This is a genomic window from Chryseobacterium sp. HMWF035 (assembly GCF_003094695.1).
GTDB lineage: Bacteria > Bacteroidota > Bacteroidia > Flavobacteriales > Weeksellaceae > Chryseobacterium > Chryseobacterium gambrini.
Window position 1 is genome coordinate 52,773 of record NZ_QEHP01000098.1, and the last position, 18,801, is coordinate 71,573.

Consider the following 18,801-nt stretch of genomic DNA (forward strand, 5'->3'; position numbering starts at 1 on the left):
ATACTTGTATACTTCCGTATTTTACTGCATGTTAAAGTTGTGCGTTTTTAATGAATGTTTTGTTTTTATTTTTATTTTTTTTAAAAAAATATATAATAAATGTTTTATGGCTATTATTTTGATAATAAAGTTTGCGTTTTAATAATTTAATTAGTTAAGTAAAGCAAGCTCCTTAGACTTGCTTTACTACTAAAAAAGAGATATATAATTTACTTTGTGTTTTCTAAAATTTTTATTCTTGCTTCCAATGCTTCCAATAGTGTTTTTTGTTCCTGTATAGCTTGTGTTAGCATAGGTATTACTTCTATATAATTGACTGATTTATATCCTGTAGCATCTGTGGTAACCAAATCAGGGAATATTTTTTCTACTTCTTGAGCAATAAATCCGTATTGTAGCTTATCATCTCCTCCTTTTTGTCTGCCTAAATCATTCCAGTAATAAGATACAGGTCTTAGTTTAAGTAAATCATTAGTGTTTTCTATTTCTGTGATTTGTTGTTTTAACCTTTTGTCAGAATTAGTGACCATATTAAAGGCTTTAATGTTCCCTGCTACATCTAGTTTTTCAGTTGGGTCAGGAACGCCAATACCTACGTTTCCTAAGGGTCTGTATTTTCCATCAGCTATGTAAATTCCATCAGCATTGCCTCCCGTAAATAGCCTGATCCCAGAGGTTGATTTTGTGGGTAATTCAAACATATCGAAAATTCCATCCTGTCCAGGTGCGCCGCTTGAACCATTTTTAAGTAATAATTGCCCCCCTTCATGAGAGTCTAAGGGTCTTATAGTGATCTGAGTAGAAGCAACAGCCTCACCATTAATATCAAGTTTGGCAGTAGGAGAAATAGTACCTATTCCTATATTATCATTGGCTAAAATTGTAAGTGGATTTGATGATGTGGTACTCATGTGATTTAAAATTTGGAAGGTGTCAGGACCATCATTTCCAACTCTTATTGAGTAATCACTACCACTATGTCCAAGCCCATCTGCAAGATAAATTTCTGAACGATTGGTTCCATTGGCAAGTATTAAACTGGAGCCATCCGGATTGGTAGATTTTATACTTCCGTTTATATCAAGTTTAGCAGTAGGATTTGCAGTGCCAATACCTACATTCCCCATGATATAAGCATTTTCGTTATTGTTTGTAGCTGCGGTAGTGGTTCCTTCTTTGTACCACGGTTCAACAGCTTTCGCACCTTCTGTAATGCTGTTTGCTGGTATTGATTTTACAATTCCTGTTGCATCAGAAACGAGGATGTTATCAGTTCCCAGAGTTCCGCTATTGATGGTTCTTATCTTTGTTTCCCCGTCTACATCAAGCTTAGTAGTTGGGGTTACCGTGCCAATACCTACATTCCCCATGATATAAGCATTTTCGTTATTGTTTGTAGCTGCGGTTGTGGTTCCTTCTTTGTACCACGGTTCAACAGCTTTCGCACCTTCTGTAATGCTGTTTGCTGGTATTGATTTTACAATTCCTGTTGCATCAGAAACGAGGATGTTATCAGTTCCCAGAGTTCCGCTATTGATGGTTCTTATTTTTGTTTCCCCTGCTATATCAAGCTTAGTAGTTGGGTTTGGGTTACCAATACCTACGTTACCAAGTGATTGATATTTTCCATCGGCAATATAGATGCCTTCGCCACTGGATCCAATAAATAATCTAGCACCCGAAGTGTTGCTATTAGAAAGCATATCTAAAAAACCATCTTTCCCAGAGGGAGCATTAGAACTGGCAACAAGTTTTACTTGTCCACCTTCAGAATCCGTAGCTGGTTTTACTATAATTTCTTCTACGGCAGATACTTTACCATTTACGTCAAGTTTAGTGGTAGGAGAAATAGTACCTATTCCGACATTATCATTTGCTAAAATAGTAAGTGGATTTGATGATGTAGTGCTCGTGTGATTTAGGATTTGGAATGTGTCTTCAGATGCATTAGTACCTACTCTTAAAGAATAATCATTGCCAGAATGTCCCAAGCCATCTGCAAAATAAATTTCTGAGCGATTAGCTCCATTAGCAACTATTACCTTAGAGCCATCTGGATTTGTAGATTTTATATTTCCGTTTATGTCAAGTTTAGCAGTAGGATTTGCAGTGCCAATACCTACATTCCCCATGATATAGGCATTGTCGTTGTTATTTGTAGCTGCGGTAGTGGTTCCTTCTTTGTACCACGGTTCAACAGCTTTCGCACCTTCTGTAATGCTGTTTGCTGGTATTGATTTTACAATTCCTGTTGCATCAGAAACGAGGATGTTATCAGTTCCCAAAGTTCCGCTATTGATGGTTCTTATTTTTGTTTCCCCTGCTATATCAAGCTTAGTAGTTGGGGTTACCGTGCCAATACCAATATTATTGTTGGGTAGTATGGTGAAAGGAGCACCTCCTGTTATAATGTTTAAAATTTGGAATGTGTCTTCAGATGTAGTAGTACCCGCTCTTAGAGAATAATCATTCCCGGAATGTCCCAAGCCATCTGCAAAGTAAATTTCTGAACGATTAGCTCCATTGGCAAGTATTAAACTGGATCCATCCGGATTTGTAGATTTTATAATTCCTTTCACTTCTAGGTTAGCGGTAGGATTTGCAGTACCAATACCTACATTCCCCATGATATAGGCGTTTTCATTGTTATCTGTAGCAGCGGTGGTAGTTCCTTCTTTGTACCAGGGTTGGGTAGTTGGTGTTACAGTAGAGTTCATGGCAACCCATTTTGTTCCGTCAAAATAAAAGTAACCGGATTTTGTTACATTAATAGTCTGTCCTGAGGGCGAAGTATCCGCTGCTGTGGCATAGATTAATGCTCCAGTTTGATCTATACCATAACTTTTTGCACGCAGCTCATTTCCTGTTAATCTAGGTGCTATAATGCCATCTAAATGTGAAACACTTGTGGGTTTACCTGTTACATCTAAAGTTGCTTTAGGGTTACTTGTATTAATTCCTATGTTTCCTTCTTGCCCCCTTATGAGCAACCCCCCCCCACAGAATACTAAAAATAATACTGCTTTGTTCATGTGCAATTGTTTTTGTAATTGATTTTCAGTTACAAAAGTAAATACAGATGTAAGAGTTGAAAACTAAATGGATGTCATAATTATTAATTATTATAGATTTTTTTTGCTATATATGATTGATATTCAGTATTTAATGTTTTTTTTAAGAAAATTAAATAAAGTATTTGGAATGATATGAAAAATTATTTTATATATACTTATTTCTACTCAGAAGGTATAGTTCATATCATACTTCGTTCAAATACTTTTTTTCCGTATCAGTCGAGAACTTTTTAATGAGAAGGTATCATTAAGAATAGTATGGTTGGAGAAAAAAATTAAAAAGTAATTTCTTATACCCAGAATAAGAAACTTTCTCAACTTAAGGAGGGTAGCTGGAAAATACAATTTTACAGGGAAATTATTGAGAATTTAGGGTAGTAATATTAATTTTCTCTGTTGCTTGATTGTCTCGGCACATTTGTATATAGACGGAGGGAGACATCCCGGTTATCTTTTTAAATGTTGATGCAAATATACTATGAGAAGAAAATCCACATAAGTCTGCTAAATAACTTATTTTGTATTGAGAAAATTTAGGATTATTGTATATTTCTTTTGTAATGTAATTTATTCTTAATTCATTAATATATGAATTGAAGTTTTTCTTTTTATGCTTATTTATAACATCAGAGAGATAGACTGTATTTGTTTTAAATTTTGTAGCCAAATTAGGGAGTGAAATATCTTTATTCAGATACATTTTTTTCTCTTCAAAGTTATCTAAACGACTAATGATTTCCCGCTCTCTGCTCTCTGTTAAAGAGATTTTGCTTTCTATTGGAATAGGTTTATTATTACGAATTTTCTCAGTAAACTCTTCATATAATCTTTTTTGTTCTGTTATCTTTTTCTTATATAATTTGTAGAGAAATGTGAGTAAAATAAAAAAAGCTAAAATAGTGATAGCATATATTAGCCTTGTTTTAAATAAATAATCTTTTTCATCTTGCAGCTCTTCACTTGCTATTTTTGATATAATGTTGGCCGTTTTCTTCTCATTCGCAGATTTTAAAGAATTAATGCTATCTAATTTATTCATATATAAAATCTCCTTGTCTTTGTTATGTAATTTCTTGTAAGAGTGTGCAAGAATATCATAAAAAGCGGCACGGGATTCTGACGGAATATTATCCGAATTAATTATTTTAGACAATGTATCAATAGCTAATTGAGGTTGATTATTTGCTAAATATATTATTGATACATCACGATAGATATTTATTCTAGCTATAGGGTTTGGATCTTTTTTTTCTAATATAGAAGCTTCATCTATATATTTTTTAGCTTGTTTATATTGCTCTTTATCGGTATAAATATTTGCTAAGAGAGTTAAAATAAAAGCTTTGAAATGGTCACTGTACTTTTTTTCCTTAATATTTTTGCTTTTTTCTAAGTAGAAAAGACTTTTTTTAAACATTTCAATACTTTTATCATATTGATTTGCATATATATTGAGATTTGCGATGTCAAAATACATCATCGCAAGAGTATAGAAGCTATTATCAGAAGGAGGGGCTTTTTCAAAAATCTCAAAACATTGTTTGTTCATTTTTTCGCTTAAATCAAATAAACCTAAAATTTTATATAAATCACTAAGATTAATCCTTGCAAAAATTCTATTAAATGAATCTGAATTTTTGTCTATATAAGGAATAGATGATTTATTGTGTGCTAAAGCTTTTTCATAATTACCTATTAAAAGGTATGCAGATGATAAGTTAAGTAATGAAATACCTTTAATACTATCATTATTTGTATTTTTAACTAAGTTTTCTCCTATTGTAATAGACTCTTTAGGGGATGTTGTTAATTTTTTTTTTTGTTTTTCTAATAAATAGACTTCTGTTGTTGTATATGTTTTTTGACCTAATATAAAAGGGGATAAAAAAAGTAAATAGATAATAATATATTTATTCATAGTCTCTTTGATTAGGAAACAAATTTATCTTTTTTTTATTAAATTGTTATATTATTCTTGGTTTTGATTTATTTTCAAATCTTTGCCTGTCACCACGAACAAATATTGATATAAAAAACCTCTTTGAAGTAAAAAGCCTTTATCGGACAATTTAGTGTAAGTTGCTAATCATCAGAGAGGCTGTCCGTCTCCATATATTAAACAAATAAATATAAGTTTTTTGAAAATAAGGTGGTTATAATAGGTGTAGTAATATAAGAGATTTTCTATGAAATTCGATTCATAAATGTTTGTAAAACGAATTTAATAGTTGTAGATTGATATTGATTGATTTGCCGTGTGTTAACTTACTTAAAAGTAGTCTTTAAAGATTGCAATCCCTTGCAAAATTTTCTTTTCCTCTCAATTTATCGGAAGGACGGGCGTTTTTATCATCAGGTGGCTTCGGCTCCGCTCAGCCACCTTTTGTATTTTGATTTTTTTTAGTACTAAAAGTTAAGAATATTTTGAAAAGGAGAATAAACAGATGGCTGAATATAAAACTAAGCGGCTGAGCATATAACCAGATGACTGAACGTAAAACTAAGGTGATAGAGCATATAAACAGGTGGCTGAATGTAAAACGAAGGTGGCTGAGCGGAGCCGAAGCCACTTTTTGAAATCCTGTTGAATAAATATTCACCCCAAAAATATCCCTCTTCACAACATTTTTCTTTTTGCAATTACAAAAACAATAATTTTGCAGAATAAGTATGAGCAAAAGAAAAGTATTTATTTTTATAGGGGTACTGATTTTTCTGTTACAGCCCGTTGTATTTCCTGCGTTTCCAATGGAGAGCTCAGAGCCGCATTATTTTAAGGAATTATCAGAAAATATATTGGGCAATTTGCTTATCCTCATCTTTTTTTACATCAATTATACTTACCTTATCCCGCGACTTTTATTTCAGAAGAAGTATCTGCAATACGGATTTTCCGTTTTTGGCGGACTGTTGGTTGTTCTGCTTCTGCCCTGGATGCTTTTCGGCTCCAATCTTCCTCCGGATTTTCCGGAGCTGCCCATCCATCCGAGATCCCATGATCAGACAATTTTTCATAAAATCCAGATGTTTTTTTCAGATGTGGATCATTTGGTATTCCTGTTTGGAGGAACCGTGTTTTTTTCCACATTCTGGTTCGAGAGAATGCAGAATCAAAAAATAAAAAACGAAAAATTACAGGCAGAACTTTCGCATCTCAAGTTACAGATTCATCCCCATTTTTTGTTTAATACGCTCAACAGTATCTATGCTTCCGCCATAAAAAAAGATGATAAAACGGCAGATACGGTCTTGATTTTTTCAGATTTTATGCGGTATTTATTACAGGATTCCTATCAAAATGAAGTGTTGCTGGAAAAGGAAATCCAATACATCAGCAATTATATCGAACTACAGAAATCAAGATTAAGAAATTCCGTTATAATCGAATTTGAAAAAGAAGGGGATTTTTATAATAAAAAAATTGCCCCCCTCATCTTGTTCACTTTTGTGGAAAATGCCTTCAAATATGGCGTAAATCCGGATGAAAATTCTGAAATAAAAATTGGAATCTCTATAAAGGAAAATGAATTGAATTTTACGGTTTTCAACAGAATCGTAACCACTAAAAATATAGAATCGAGTAATATCGGAATTAAGAATACAAAAGAAAGACTGATGCTTTATTATCCTCAGAAACACACGCTGGAAATAAAAGAAGATCCAAAAGCATTTGTTGTAAACCTAAAAATTAATTTGATATGATTACAGCAATTGCACTGGACGATGAATTGCCATCTTTAGAAATTATAGAAGCATTTTGTGCGAATATTGAGACTGTTGATTTAAAAAAGACCTTCCTTAAAACCAGCGAAGCAAGATATTTTCTGGAAAACAACCCTGTCGATTTACTTTTTCTGGACATTAATATGCCCGCAACTTCAGGAATCGATTTTTACAAAACACTTCCTCAGGAAACCTTGGTGATCTTCACAACAGCTTATAAAGAATATGCCGTAGAAAGCTATGAAATCGGCGCCTTCGATTATCTGCTGAAACCGTTTAGCTTTCAGCGTTTTAAAATGGCAATTGACAGAGCGACGGAGCAAAAAAGATTACTTTCCGCTCACGATGAAGGTTTTATCTATTTTCGGGTAGATTACGGATTGGTAAAAGTTGTTTTCAGTGAGATTCTGTATATTGAAGGACAGGATAATTATGTGAAATTTTACTTTGAAAACCAAAAATCACTTTTGGTAAGAATAACCATAAAAGAACTGCTGGAAAAACTTCCTGAGAACAGTTTTTGCAGAATCCACCGTTCCAGTATTGTTTCTTTATCGAAAATTACTTCCTTCAGAAACAAAACAGTCTATATAAAAGATATTGCGCTTCCCGTAGGCAATACCTATGAAGAAGATTTTCTTAAAAAGCTGTAATTCAAAGCATACATATTCACCACAACTATTTTACCATTGACCACACTTTCCTGAAACCCATCGGATTATTGATTTTTTTTGTAATGAATTTTAAAATAACATATTATGAAAAAGATCCTTTCGATGGTAAGTATTCTGGGTATTGCACTGGGTACGGTTATCGTTTCGTGTTCAGGTGACAGCGATTCTGCAGATTCTGGTAATTCTACAAGCACTACAGGAGGAGGCGCATCCGATAATGCAGTGGGGACAACCGGAGCAGCATCCGTAGCCGCTACAGATGTTACGGCTTGTGGTTCCGTAACAGGCGTTTCCAAAATCGTCTGCCTTACCGAACAGTTAAAAGCTACGCTTACTTCCTCACAGCTTGCCGCCCTTCAGCTGGATTATACGTATGCCAACATCAAAACCTGGTCTAATCTTCCTGCGGCGATGTCTGCAAGAAAAGGAATTCCTTTGGGAAATCTTAATGCAACACAGGTAGGTATCGCCAAAGCCATCATTAAAGAAATGAGCGGAACCGCTGCTAATGAAGGCTATGATGAAATTCAGCAATTGCTGTATGCCGATAACTATCTCAATGCCAATGGCGGCGGAAGCACCTATGGCTCAGGGAACTTCTATCTGGCTTTCTTCGGAACTCCTTCTGCAACAGGTAAATTCGAAATTATGTTTACAGGGCATCATAAAACCATTGCCAATACCTATAACAATGGTGCTTTGGTGGCTGCAACCCCTTTATTTACCGCTACAGAGCCGTTGTCTTTTGCGGTTAACTCTACAACGTATGCCCCGATGGATCAGGAGAAAAATGCTATTGTTGCTTTACTTGGCGGACTTTCTTCCACTCAGCTTGCCACTGCAAAAGCCAGTACAACGTTTACGGATCTCGTTTGCGGACCTAATGCCAACTGGAGTTTCCCGACTGCTTTTTCAGGGCTGCAGTGTTCTGCTTTGGATGCGACTCAAAAAGCACTGGTACTGAATGTGATTAAAACGTATGTAAACGATGTTTCCGATACTAATGCAGCTTCTATTCTGGCAACCTACACTTCAGAATTAGACAATACCTACATTTATTACAGCGGAAATACTTCGATGACGGTAAAAAATGATTACTTCAGAATTGCAGGTCCAAAAGTGTGGATCGAATTTTCCGTACAGGGCGGGATTGTTCTCAGCGGAGTGCATTATCACTCCATCTGGAGAGACCGAGTGAACGATTATGCAACGACTAATTCATAAAAAGATTCTTACTCAAACCTTACAGGTTTTTACAGCCTGTAAGGTTTAGAATTTCTCAAAAAAGCATCCTTAAAAATGAAATTTCTTTTATTGCTTCTTTTTCCGGTTTTTATATTTTCTCAGAATATTGTGAGAGGTATTGTTTCTGATGAAAACGGTCATCCGGTAGAAAATGTTTTGGTAAAAAATATTTCTAAATCTCTGTATCATACGCATACCGATATTTCAGGGAATTTTTCGTTGGAAAATGTAAATCTGCAGGATAGTCTGGAATTTGTTCATCAGGATTTTGAGACCCAAAAGATCGTTCTGAAAAATCTGGAAAACCTGAATATTATTTTAGAAAAGAAATCATTTCAGATTAAAGAAATCACCATTACGAAAAATTTAAAAAATTTAAATACCATTTCGAAAATCGATTTGCAGGTACAGCCTGTTGCTTCATCTCAGGATCTGCTGAGAAAAGTTCCGGGGCTGTTTATCGGGCAGCATGCAGGAGGAGGAAAGGCAGAGCAGATTTTTCTGCGCGGTTTTGATGCCGATCACGGAACCGATGTTGCCATTTCTGTAGACGGGATGCCTGTAAATATGGTGTCTCACGCTCACGGACAGGGATATGCCGATCTGCATTTCGTGATTCCGGAAACGGTAGAAAGCATCGATTTTGATAAAGGATCTTATTTTGTGGATAAAGGCGATTTTGCCACTGCCGGATTTGTAGCTTTTAAAACCAGAGATTTCGTCGACAAAAGCAGTTTAGGATTGGAAATCGGACAATTTAATACCTTCAGAACCAACGGGATTTTTAATCTACTCAACAAAAACAACCAGTCAGCCTATTTTGCAGGTGAGTTTTTAATGACGGATAATTATTTTGATGCCCCTCAAAACTTCAACCGCATCAACCTTTTTGGAAAATATACCTCAAGACTGAGCGATAAAGACAGGCTGTCTGTTTCTGTTTCGCACTTTAACAGCAAATGGGATGCAAGCGGACAGATACCGGAAAGAGCTGTAAACAGCGGACTCATTTCGCATTTTGGAGCAATTGACAATACGGAAGGAGGCACAACAAGCCGAAGCAATTTCAATCTTCAGTACGAAAGAAAATTGAATGACGATTCTTTTATCAGAAATCAGGTGTATTTCACCAAATATGATTTTGAATTGTACTCCAATTTTACCTTTTTCCTGAATGACCCCATTAACGGAGATCAGATCAAGCAGAAAGACAACAGAACGATTGTAGGATTTCAATCGGAATACAACGGGAAAATAAATGACAATATCAGTTTTAAAACAGGAGGCGGTTTACGAAATGATAATAATAAGGATATAGAACTTTCTCATACCAAGAACAGACAAACCGTTTTGCAATACCTCAGTCTGGGAGATATTAATCAGACTAATCTATTCGGGTACGGCAGTTGGGATTTCTCTTTCGGAAAGTGGCTGATTAATGCAGGATTGAGGGTAGATTATTTCAAATTTAATGTTGTGGATCAATTGGTAGAAAAATATCAGAATCAGTCTGAAGCAAAAGCTGTTCTTAGTCCGAAACTTAATTTTTTATACTTTTTTAATACAGGTTTTAATGCTTTTCTGAAGTTAGGGAAAGGCTTTCACAGCAATGATGCAAGAGTGGTAATTGCCGAAAAAGGGAAGAATATTCTGCCGGCTTCTTATAATGCCGATTTGGGATTTTCGTGGAAACCTCTTCCCAACGTATTAATAAACGCTTCATTGTGGTATCTGTTTCTCGAACAGGAATTTGTTTATGTAGGCGATGAAGCGGTGGTGGAACCCTCAGGAAAAACAGCAAGAAAAGGTGTTGATGTCGGACTGCGTTATCAGCTAAACAACTGGCTTTTCTGGAATACCGATTTTACCTACACCCACGCAAGAGCCATAGAAGAAGCTAAAGGCAGCGATTACATTCCGCTTGCTCCCAAAACTACTTTTGTCACTGGATTGTCTGTGAAAAACCTTAAGAATTTTTCGGCAGGCATCAATGCAAGATATTTAGGCGACCGACCTGCCAATGAGGATAATTCTTTAATAGCGAAAGGATATTTTATCACCGATTTTTCTGTGAACTATCAGTTCAGGAAAGTTTCTGTGGGAATTAATATCGATAACATTTTTAACACCAAATGGAAAGAAACCCAGTTCCTCACCGAAAGCCGTCTTCAAAACGAAACCGAAAGCGTGGAAGAGATACATTACACGGCAGGAACGCCATTTAATGCACGATTGATTTTAAAATACAATTTTTAAAAACAAACTTTTTTAAGCTTATTAGCATAGAAGTCTTTGCGTTTTCCAACAAGAATATTTTTATTTAAAAAAAGTTTAAACAAACTCAACCTATAATTTAAACACTTATACAATGAAAACACTATTCAGCATCACCGTAGCCACTTCTGTTGCGGCACTTTCATTTTTCAGCCTTTTTAAAAAAGATACGGAAACCCCAAAAGCAGCGTTTATGACGAATATTGCCAAGAAAAATAAAGCTGCGAAAACAGTGGTTACCACACAACAGATTATTGATTTGGCAAATGCCTTCAAAGCCACCCTTTCCAGTTCACAGATTTCAACGCTGGAGCTGGCTTATACGTATGCCAACGCAAAAACATGGTCGAATCTTCCTGCTGCCATGTCCCCAAGAATCGGGCTGAAAATGGGAACTCTTACAACAGCTCAGTTAACTGCTGCCAGAAATCTCATTCAGGCTTTATCCGGAACGGGAAACGAAGGCTATAACGAGATTTACGGACTTTGGATGGCAGACAATTATCTTTCAAACAACGGAGGCGGAACCACTTATGGAGAAGGTAATTTTTATATTGGATTTTTCGGAACTCCATCTTTATCAGGAACTTTTGAAATCCAGATGACAGGACATCACAGAACGGTTTCCAACACGTATATCAATGGGATTCTTGTGGGGGCAACTCCTTCTTTTGTCGCGGCAGAACCTTTTGCCTCTTTTACCTATAATTCGGCAACCTACCAACCAATGATTGAAGAAAAAACGGCTCTTGTGAATATGTTGTCCGGATTATCTTCCGCACAGCTTACTACGGCACAGCTTTCCACAACGTATACCGATTTAGTCTGCGGTCCCGGAAAAGACTGGCTGTTCCCGACCACCAAATCCGGACTGAAAGTAAGCAATTTAATAACAGCTCAGAAACAGCTCGTTTACAATGCAATTGCAACCTACGTAAATGATGTGGACGATACGAATGCTGCAACCATTATGGCAAAATACAATAATGAACTGGATAATACATACATTGCATGGTCTACCGATGCCACACTGACCAACCAGAACGGTTATGTAAGAATAGACGGTCCATCAGTCTGGATAGAATATTCTGTACAGAACGGAATCATCCTCACTCCGAAACATCCTCACAGCATTTGGAGAGATCATACAACAGATTATGGAGGAACGGGCAGTACATTATCCACCAATGAAATGGCTGCTTCGGTATCTAAACCTGTAGTTTACCCTAATCCGGTGAAAGATTTTGCAACCTTTAACTTTACAGCTTCTGAAAAAGGAAATACAAAAATCAATATCTATGACCAAAGCGCAAGATTAGTGAAGAGCATAGAAAAGAGCAATCTGCCGAAAGGACAAAATTCTGTCTCTGCCGACTTAAGCAGTCTTGAAAAAGGAGTTTATACCTTCAATATACAACACAATGGTACAAAAACAAGCGGACAAAAACTCATCAAAAAATAAAGGGTTGAAGAAACTGTTTCTGTTCTTTGTCTTTTTTTCAGTCTTTGCATCGGCGCATCCGCTGCCGGATACGAAGGTCATGTTTCATATGTATCCGGGCAGTGCGACGATTGATATTACTGCGCCGCTTCGGGATTTTGAAATCGTTTTTAACAGTAAAATAACACCGGATCAGAAAAAAAAGATTCAGGAGTATTTTAAAGATCATATCAAAATTTCCTCTGAAAACAGATTCTGGAATATAGAACTTGTTGATTATAAGATCTCCAGAACGCAGGATTCTGTGGTCGGGCTGTATGATAAAATAGATTTCAGGATTACGGCAAAACCACAAAAAAAAGAAGATACCCGTAATTTCACCCTTCATTACGATGCCTTTGTACACCAGATCTATAATCACAAATCGATTATAGGATTGGCTTCCGACTGGGAAAAAGGAGTACAGAATTCTAATCAGATTCTGGGGGTTGCAGCGCGGGATCTGGACGGAAATATTCAGCCTCTGAATATATCATTAGAGGAAGGAAGTTTTTTTACAGGGTTCAAAAGTATGGTTGAAATGGGTTTCAAGCATATTTTAGAAGGGAAAGACCATATTTTGTTTTTAATTTCCCTGCTTCTGGTTGCCCCGTTTTTTGTAGAAGACAGAAAATGGAAACTTCTGCACAATAAAAAATCTGCGGTAAAAAGAGTAGTAAAGATCGTAACCGCTTTTACCGTAGGACATTCGCTGATGCTTATTTTGGGAGCTATACAATTAATAAACATCAACCCGAATAATATAGAGATCGGGATTGCGATTACCATTTTACTGTCCGGAATCAACATCTCCAAACCCATCTTTTTCGGGAAAGAAGTTCTTATTGCCCTGCTTTTCGGATTTGTGCACGGACTTGCTTTTGCCAATACCATTACGTTCTTTAATCTGGATATCAGTCAGTTTATATGGAGTGTTTTAGGCTTCAATATAGGAATAGAACTGGTGCAGATCCTGATTGTAATGATAAGTTTTCCCATTATTCTCTATGTTTCCAACAGGTTTAAAAATATCGATTTTTACAGGTCTGCCGTTTCAGTTTTTGTGATTGTAATGGCCTGTTACTGGCTGTATGAAAGAGTAGAAAGTTTCCTGCAATAACAAGGAGATGAGGAGTTTGTTTTAAAAATTCTGAAAACTTACCCATTCCATGATCTGGAAAATGAAAGAGGTTTAAGTGTTTGATTTTTCCTGTTGTTTCATCTAATTGCTAACAGCAAATCTTGCGATGGCTGTAAAATTCTTCACAGAAGCCCAGACAGTTTTGAGTCTTGGATTGGCTATAATTGATTTTTTTTTATTCTGATTTTCAGAAGGGTATCGTTGCATACTATTTGCATTGAGCCAATAAACTCTTTAAAATTCCAAAAAATGAAACAAAATCTTTTTTTTGGAATTTTTTTTCAAAGAAAAAAATGTAAGTTTTTGAAAATCAATACATTTTAAAATAAGCATATTTGTTGAATACGGTCTACTACCTAAAATAGCAGCAAGTATGAAAAATCTATTCTTTTTATTTATTCTTTTTTTAGGGGTAAATAATCTCTATGCAACAGGAGAGCCCTCAACTTATTTTCAAATTTATGTTCCACCGAATAACGATGCCGTACAAAGAAACGTCTGTTTAGTGGTAACGGCTATCTACGATGATACGGAATTTAATATCATTGATGACGGCGCGGACGGAGATACGGATGATTCTAAAACCGGAGTGTTAAAAGCAGGGCAGAGCTACGTCCTGTATATTAAAGACAACGGGATTAATGATGATGCCCGTTATGCTTCCGGTGGTGTTTTAAAATGGGACGGAGACTATTTTATTGTAAAATCCAATAAACTGGTGTATGCCTCCCAAAGTACAAACAGCGACTGGCAGCACGACTGGGTTCCGAGTGTGGATAAAAGCTCTATCGGACAGAAATTTATTGTGTATGCTCCCATGATTACCTCTTCAAACAGAGACATCAATGTATTTGCTTATCAGAATAATACCGTAATAGACTTTTACAAAATTTCTACTCAGGCAAAAACAAATACAGGTTTTACAGATGTTGATGCTGAAAATCCCGTTAAAGTTTTTTCCAAAACACTGAACGTGGGGCAGGATTTAATTTACAGCTTTCCGGAAGGAAGGGATGCGATGATTTCGGGAGAAACCTATATGTTGGTTGCCAATAAGCCTGTAACGATGCAGTACGGAGCCTTATTCGGAAATGAGCGGGACGGAGGAGGATATGTGCCTACCTCCAATGGAAGCTCTTCCGGAGAACTGATGTATTTCGCCGTTCCTTATCAGTCGGGTGGTGAACAGGAAATAAGAATTGTGAGCTGGGACAATGCCAATACGGTGAAACTGGATCGTTTTGTAAACGGAAACTGGGTACCTGTACAAACCTTTTCTCTCAATCGGTTAGCCGCGGGAGATTGGGTGGGAAAAACCAATGGAAACGTTTCTTATCCTACCGTCTTCAGAGTTACCTGCACCGCAGGAAAAAAAGTCTCTGTTTTTGAAGGGAATTGGTTTGAAACCGGTTCTCCGGGAACCTCCGATATGGCAACAATGGTTTCTTCCGAAAGCGGAACAACGGCAGGAAAAAAGTTCCTCACCTATATTGCTCCTCCGGGAAATGAAACCAATGTAACCAACCCCTTAACAGGATCAAAGTATAACGGTTCCTTTTCTCACCTGTATTTATTTTCAAAAACAGGAGCTACCGTTACCGTAAAAGATGCTTTAACCAATGGGACAAAATTTAATAAAACATTTACCATTACTCCCGAGAAATACGCAGACTGCTCCATAAGTCTAAATGAATGGAAAGCATTTTACAACGGAACAGGAACAGCCTCCGGATCTGAAAGACCTTATCTGATCGTGGAAAGCAATAATGATATTGCGGTGATGAACAGTAATTTTAATGATAACTGGATGTGTTATACCGGAAGTTCTTTAGGACATTCTTTCACCCAGACAAGCAACGTAAGCGACGATGCGCTCATCCCGACCGAACAGGCAACTGTAGTTTCTCAGGTTAAAACGGGTGGAGAAGTAACAAATCCTTCGGTAGAAGTTATTGTACAGGAAGGACTTAAAGTGGTAGAATCGAAAATCATTAATCCCAATCAATCCCAAACACAGGGTGTTGTTACAGAACTTAATGACAAAACAAAAGTAGAATATAATAACTTACCGACATTACAGCCGAACTCTACGTATCAGATTGAAACCAAAGTGGTAGCAACCGTAGGTGCCAATAACGGAGAACTGGTAGGAACCACGCTTAATTCCACCGTTGAAACCGTGATAACAGGAAAAGTGAACGGAGAAACACAACAGTCAACCATTGCGAATTCGGTATCTGTGCAGACCACCAATACTTCAAAGCTGATATTTTCACGTCTTGAAAACCCTTTGTTTGATTCATTTACCTCCAACTCATGGACCATCAGTTGGGTAGATATCAACAATGATGGATATGATGATATATACATTACAGATATGGGACTTACTGCTCCTAACCGAATCTTTATGAATAATACAGCCGGAGGCTTTACAGCAGGGCAGGTTTTACCTGAAGACGGGGTTTCTATGAGCAGTACATGGGCAGATGTGGATAATGACGGAGATGAAGATTTATTGGTTCTTAACAATACCAGAAATCCCAACCGTTTCTACAGAAATGACAACGGTACATTGGTCGCAGACAATACCAAATCTTTTACTCAGGATGTTTCCTATTATCATGGCGGTGCCTTTGCAGATTATGATAATGATAACAAAGCAGATGTATTTATGTGTAATTATTTCCCTACAAAATACAATGAGCTGCACAGAAATACAAATAACGGAAGCTTTGTAAAAGAAGTTACAGATGCCATTCCACTGGAAGCCAATTCTTCTCTTGGACCAACATGGGCAGATTATGATCAGGACGGACTGATGGATTTATTTGTCCCTAATGGAAGCGGAAATAAGAACTCTTTATTCCATAACGACGGAAACGGAACCTTTTCCAAGAAAAATAACATCATTAATCAGGAAGGCGGAAAATCTGTAGGAAGCTGTTGGGGAGATATAGATAATGATGGAGATTTAGATTTATTCGTAACCAACTCCAACACAACAACCAATTTCCTGTATAAAAATTTAGGAAACGGAAATTTCCAGAAAATAACCAATTCTATTGTTAATCAGGGAGGAAGTTCTCACGGATGCAGCTTTGCAGATATTGATAATGACGGAGATTTAGACTTGTTTGTAACCAATGACAGAATCAGAAAATTCCTTTATTTTAACGACGGAAACGGAAATTTTACCGAAAACAGAGACGAAGCAATTACCTATAATTTCGGACTTTCTTTCGGACATGCATGGAGCGATTACGATCATGACGGCGATCTGGATCTTGCCGTGGCAACCCATTCCAATCAGAAAAACCACATTTTCATCAATAACGGGAATACCAATAAATGGCTGGAAATTAATCTGAAAGCCACAGAAAGCAATGGTTCTGCCATCGGTACAAAAATATTTGTAGAAACAGGCAGCAGAACGCAGATGAGAGAAGTAAACAGCCAGAGTGGTTTTGGAGGACAAAGCAGCTATACACAGCATTTTGGATTAGGAAATGCAGCAACCATCAATACCATCACCGTTAAATGGGCAAGTGGAATCATTCAGAAACTGACGAATATTTCTGCTAATCAAATACTCGAAATCGTAGAGCCCCAACAGACAAAAGTTTCCGGAATCGTTTATTTTGACACCAATAACGACGGGGTGAAACAGGATAGCGAACCTACCGTTTCAAGAGCGGCTATTAAAGTGGTGCCTACCAATGCCAAAGTATATTCCAGTGATGCCGGTACATTCAGCTTTTATACCACTCAGAATGATGTTGAGCTGAGAATTTTAGAAGAGAACGGATTAAGTGCAGGTTCCAAAGTATTCGATCTGACCAATTATCAGCCTTCCCAAAAAATATTTATCGCTGCAACGTCAACCTGTAACGATACAGATTTGAAAATAAATATGGGAGGAACGGCTATCCGAAAAGGATATACCAATAACCAGTTTAAAATTGTAATAAGCAATCAGTCCCGTAATATATCCAATTCAAGCATTTTAAAATTTACAGTACCTTCCTCTGTAAATATTATCAGTCCGTCCTTACCGATTGCGCAGCAGGAAAGCTTTGTTGAAAATTCAAAAAATTATACAAGATATTCCTGGAGCATGGGATCTTTAAATCCTTTTAACAATAAAGTCATCAGTTTTATGACCGGTACAGATGCATCCGTTTTAGTGGGTGATGAATTAGATTTTAAAGGAGAAATTGTAAACTCATCGGCAGACTGCAATATCGATGATAACCTGCTGATGCAAAAATACCCTATTTATGGAGCGATAGATCCTAATGATATTCTGGTTTCTCCGAAAGGCTATGGAACAGAAGGATATATATTACCCGATCAGTTGCTTACCTATACCATCAGATTTGAAAACGTAGGAAATTTTGCTACTCAGAATGTATCCATTATAGATAACATTCCGCAGGAATTGGACATTAATACCTTTAAAATGGTGTCGGCAAGTCATGATAACGTATCTGCGGAAATTATAGATAACAAGATCACATTTAAGCTGGAAAATGTATTTTTACCGCCTACTTCCGTAGATTCAGACCGATCTCAGGGGTATGTTACCTTCTCCATTCTTCCTAAAAAAGGATTAAAAGAGGATACAAAAATTAAAAACAGTGCATTCATTGCATTTGATGACGAAAACCTTCTGAAAACCAATACGGTAACCAATACCATTCAGTCTAAAGCACAGGAACAGGAAATGACAGTCGTACATCTGTATCCAAATCCTGTAAACGATGTTGCATTTATAAGACTGGAACACAGAAAAGGTTCAGAATACACAAGAAAAAAAATAATAAAAGCTGAGGTTATTGATGTGAACGGAGTTCTTATTTTAGAAAAGAATTTCAGTGCCTCAGAAGAAGTGAGAATAGATCTGCCTTTACAGATTAAAGGATATTATCTGCTGAAAGTTACAGATTCAGATAATAAAGCGTATACCAAAAAAATGATCGTTAAATTTAGAGAATAATCTTTCAGTTTTTAGGCTCATCCTATTGAGTCAGCATAGAAAAAGCAAAATTTAAATATTTGATTTCAGTCAGACCATTCGAAATTTTCGGATGGTTTTTTTGTCTTAAAATAAAGATACATTTATAAATAATTTTCACCGAAATCATCATTTCAATTTCAATAATTCTCTGAAGATTTTAACTCTGAAAATAT

At 36.5% G+C, this 18,801-nt stretch carries 9 protein-coding genes; 7 read left to right on the plus strand and 2 right to left on the minus strand.

Features of this window, described 5'->3' with window-relative positions; genetic code table 11:
* Window positions 1-209: 209 nt before the first annotated feature.
* Both DD829_RS15015 and DD829_RS15020 read right to left on the minus strand, forming a co-directional pair.
* Complete coding sequence (locus DD829_RS15015; RefSeq protein WP_116547892.1) at window positions 210-3,032, minus strand: tail fiber domain-containing protein; 2,823 nt, start codon at window positions 3,030-3,032, stop codon at window positions 210-212.
* 400 nt (window positions 3,033-3,432) lie between these two features.
* Window positions 3,433-4,992 carry an AraC family transcriptional regulator gene (locus DD829_RS15020; RefSeq protein ID WP_116547893.1) on the minus strand — a complete coding sequence of 520 codons (1,560 nt, stop codon included), beginning with the start codon at window positions 4,990-4,992 and terminating at the stop codon, window positions 3,433-3,435.
* Window positions 4,993-5,744: 752 nt separating this feature from the next.
* On the opposite strand from DD829_RS15020, the gene DD829_RS15025 reads away from it, so the two are divergent.
* The 7 genes from DD829_RS15025 (at window position 5,745) to DD829_RS15055 (ending at window position 18,607) form a co-directional block, all read left to right on the plus strand.
* The gene (locus tag DD829_RS15025; RefSeq protein WP_108411323.1) at window positions 5,745-6,776 is read left to right on the plus strand and encodes a sensor histidine kinase; all 1,032 of its coding nucleotides are present in this window, start codon (window positions 5,745-5,747) and stop codon (window positions 6,774-6,776) included.
* Window positions 6,773-7,450 (plus strand): LytR/AlgR family response regulator transcription factor, encoded by a 678-nt coding sequence (locus tag DD829_RS15030; RefSeq protein WP_108411322.1) that lies wholly within the window; start codon window positions 6,773-6,775, stop codon window positions 7,448-7,450. The genes DD829_RS15025 and DD829_RS15030 overlap by 4 nt, the downstream gene beginning before the upstream one ends.
* Before the next feature lie 105 nt (window positions 7,451-7,555).
* On the plus strand, window positions 7,556-8,695 hold the full coding sequence (locus tag DD829_RS15035) for a DUF3500 domain-containing protein (RefSeq protein WP_108411321.1): 1,140 nt from the start codon (window positions 7,556-7,558) through the stop codon (window positions 8,693-8,695).
* 75 nt (window positions 8,696-8,770) lie between these two features.
* Window positions 8,771-10,972, plus strand: coding sequence for a TonB-dependent receptor (locus tag DD829_RS15040; RefSeq protein ID WP_108411320.1), 2,202 nt, complete (start codon window positions 8,771-8,773; stop codon window positions 10,970-10,972).
* 112 nt (window positions 10,973-11,084) lie between these two features.
* Entirely contained in the window at window positions 11,085-12,452 is a 1,368-nt protein-coding gene (locus tag DD829_RS15045) for a DUF3500 domain-containing protein (protein WP_116547894.1), read from the plus strand.
* A gap of 4 nt (window positions 12,453-12,456) precedes the next feature.
* A complete protein-coding gene (locus tag DD829_RS15050) occupies window positions 12,457-13,590 on the plus strand; it encodes a HupE/UreJ family protein (RefSeq protein WP_165796656.1) in 1,134 nt (377 codons plus the stop codon).
* A gap of 394 nt (window positions 13,591-13,984) precedes the next feature.
* The gene (locus DD829_RS15055) at window positions 13,985-18,607 is read left to right on the plus strand and encodes an FG-GAP-like repeat-containing protein (RefSeq protein WP_108410328.1); all 4,623 of its coding nucleotides are present in this window, start codon (window positions 13,985-13,987) and stop codon (window positions 18,605-18,607) included.
* Window positions 18,608-18,801 lie beyond the last annotated feature (194 nt).

Coding starts and splice junctions, on each gene's coding strand:
- DD829_RS15035 (WP_108411321.1), top strand. CDS start 7,556: ATGAAAAAGATCCTTTCGATGGTAAGTATTCTGGGTATTGCACTGGGT.
- DD829_RS15045 (WP_116547894.1), top strand. CDS start 11,085: ATGAAAACACTATTCAGCATCACCGTAGCCACTTCTGTTGCGGCACTT.
- DD829_RS15025 (WP_108411323.1), top strand. CDS start 5,745: ATGAGCAAAAGAAAAGTATTTATTTTTATAGGGGTACTGATTTTTCTG.
- DD829_RS15020 (WP_116547893.1), bottom strand. CDS start 4,992: ATGAATAAATATATTATTATCTATTTACTTTTTTTATCCCCTTTTATA.
- DD829_RS15040 (WP_108411320.1), top strand. CDS start 8,771: ATGAAATTTCTTTTATTGCTTCTTTTTCCGGTTTTTATATTTTCTCAG.
- DD829_RS15055 (WP_108410328.1), top strand. CDS start 13,985: ATGAAAAATCTATTCTTTTTATTTATTCTTTTTTTAGGGGTAAATAAT.
- DD829_RS15030 (WP_108411322.1), top strand. CDS start 6,773: ATGATTACAGCAATTGCACTGGACGATGAATTGCCATCTTTAGAAATT.
- DD829_RS15015 (WP_116547892.1), bottom strand. CDS start 3,032: ATGAACAAAGCAGTATTATTTTTAGTATTCTGTGGGGGGGGGTTGCTC.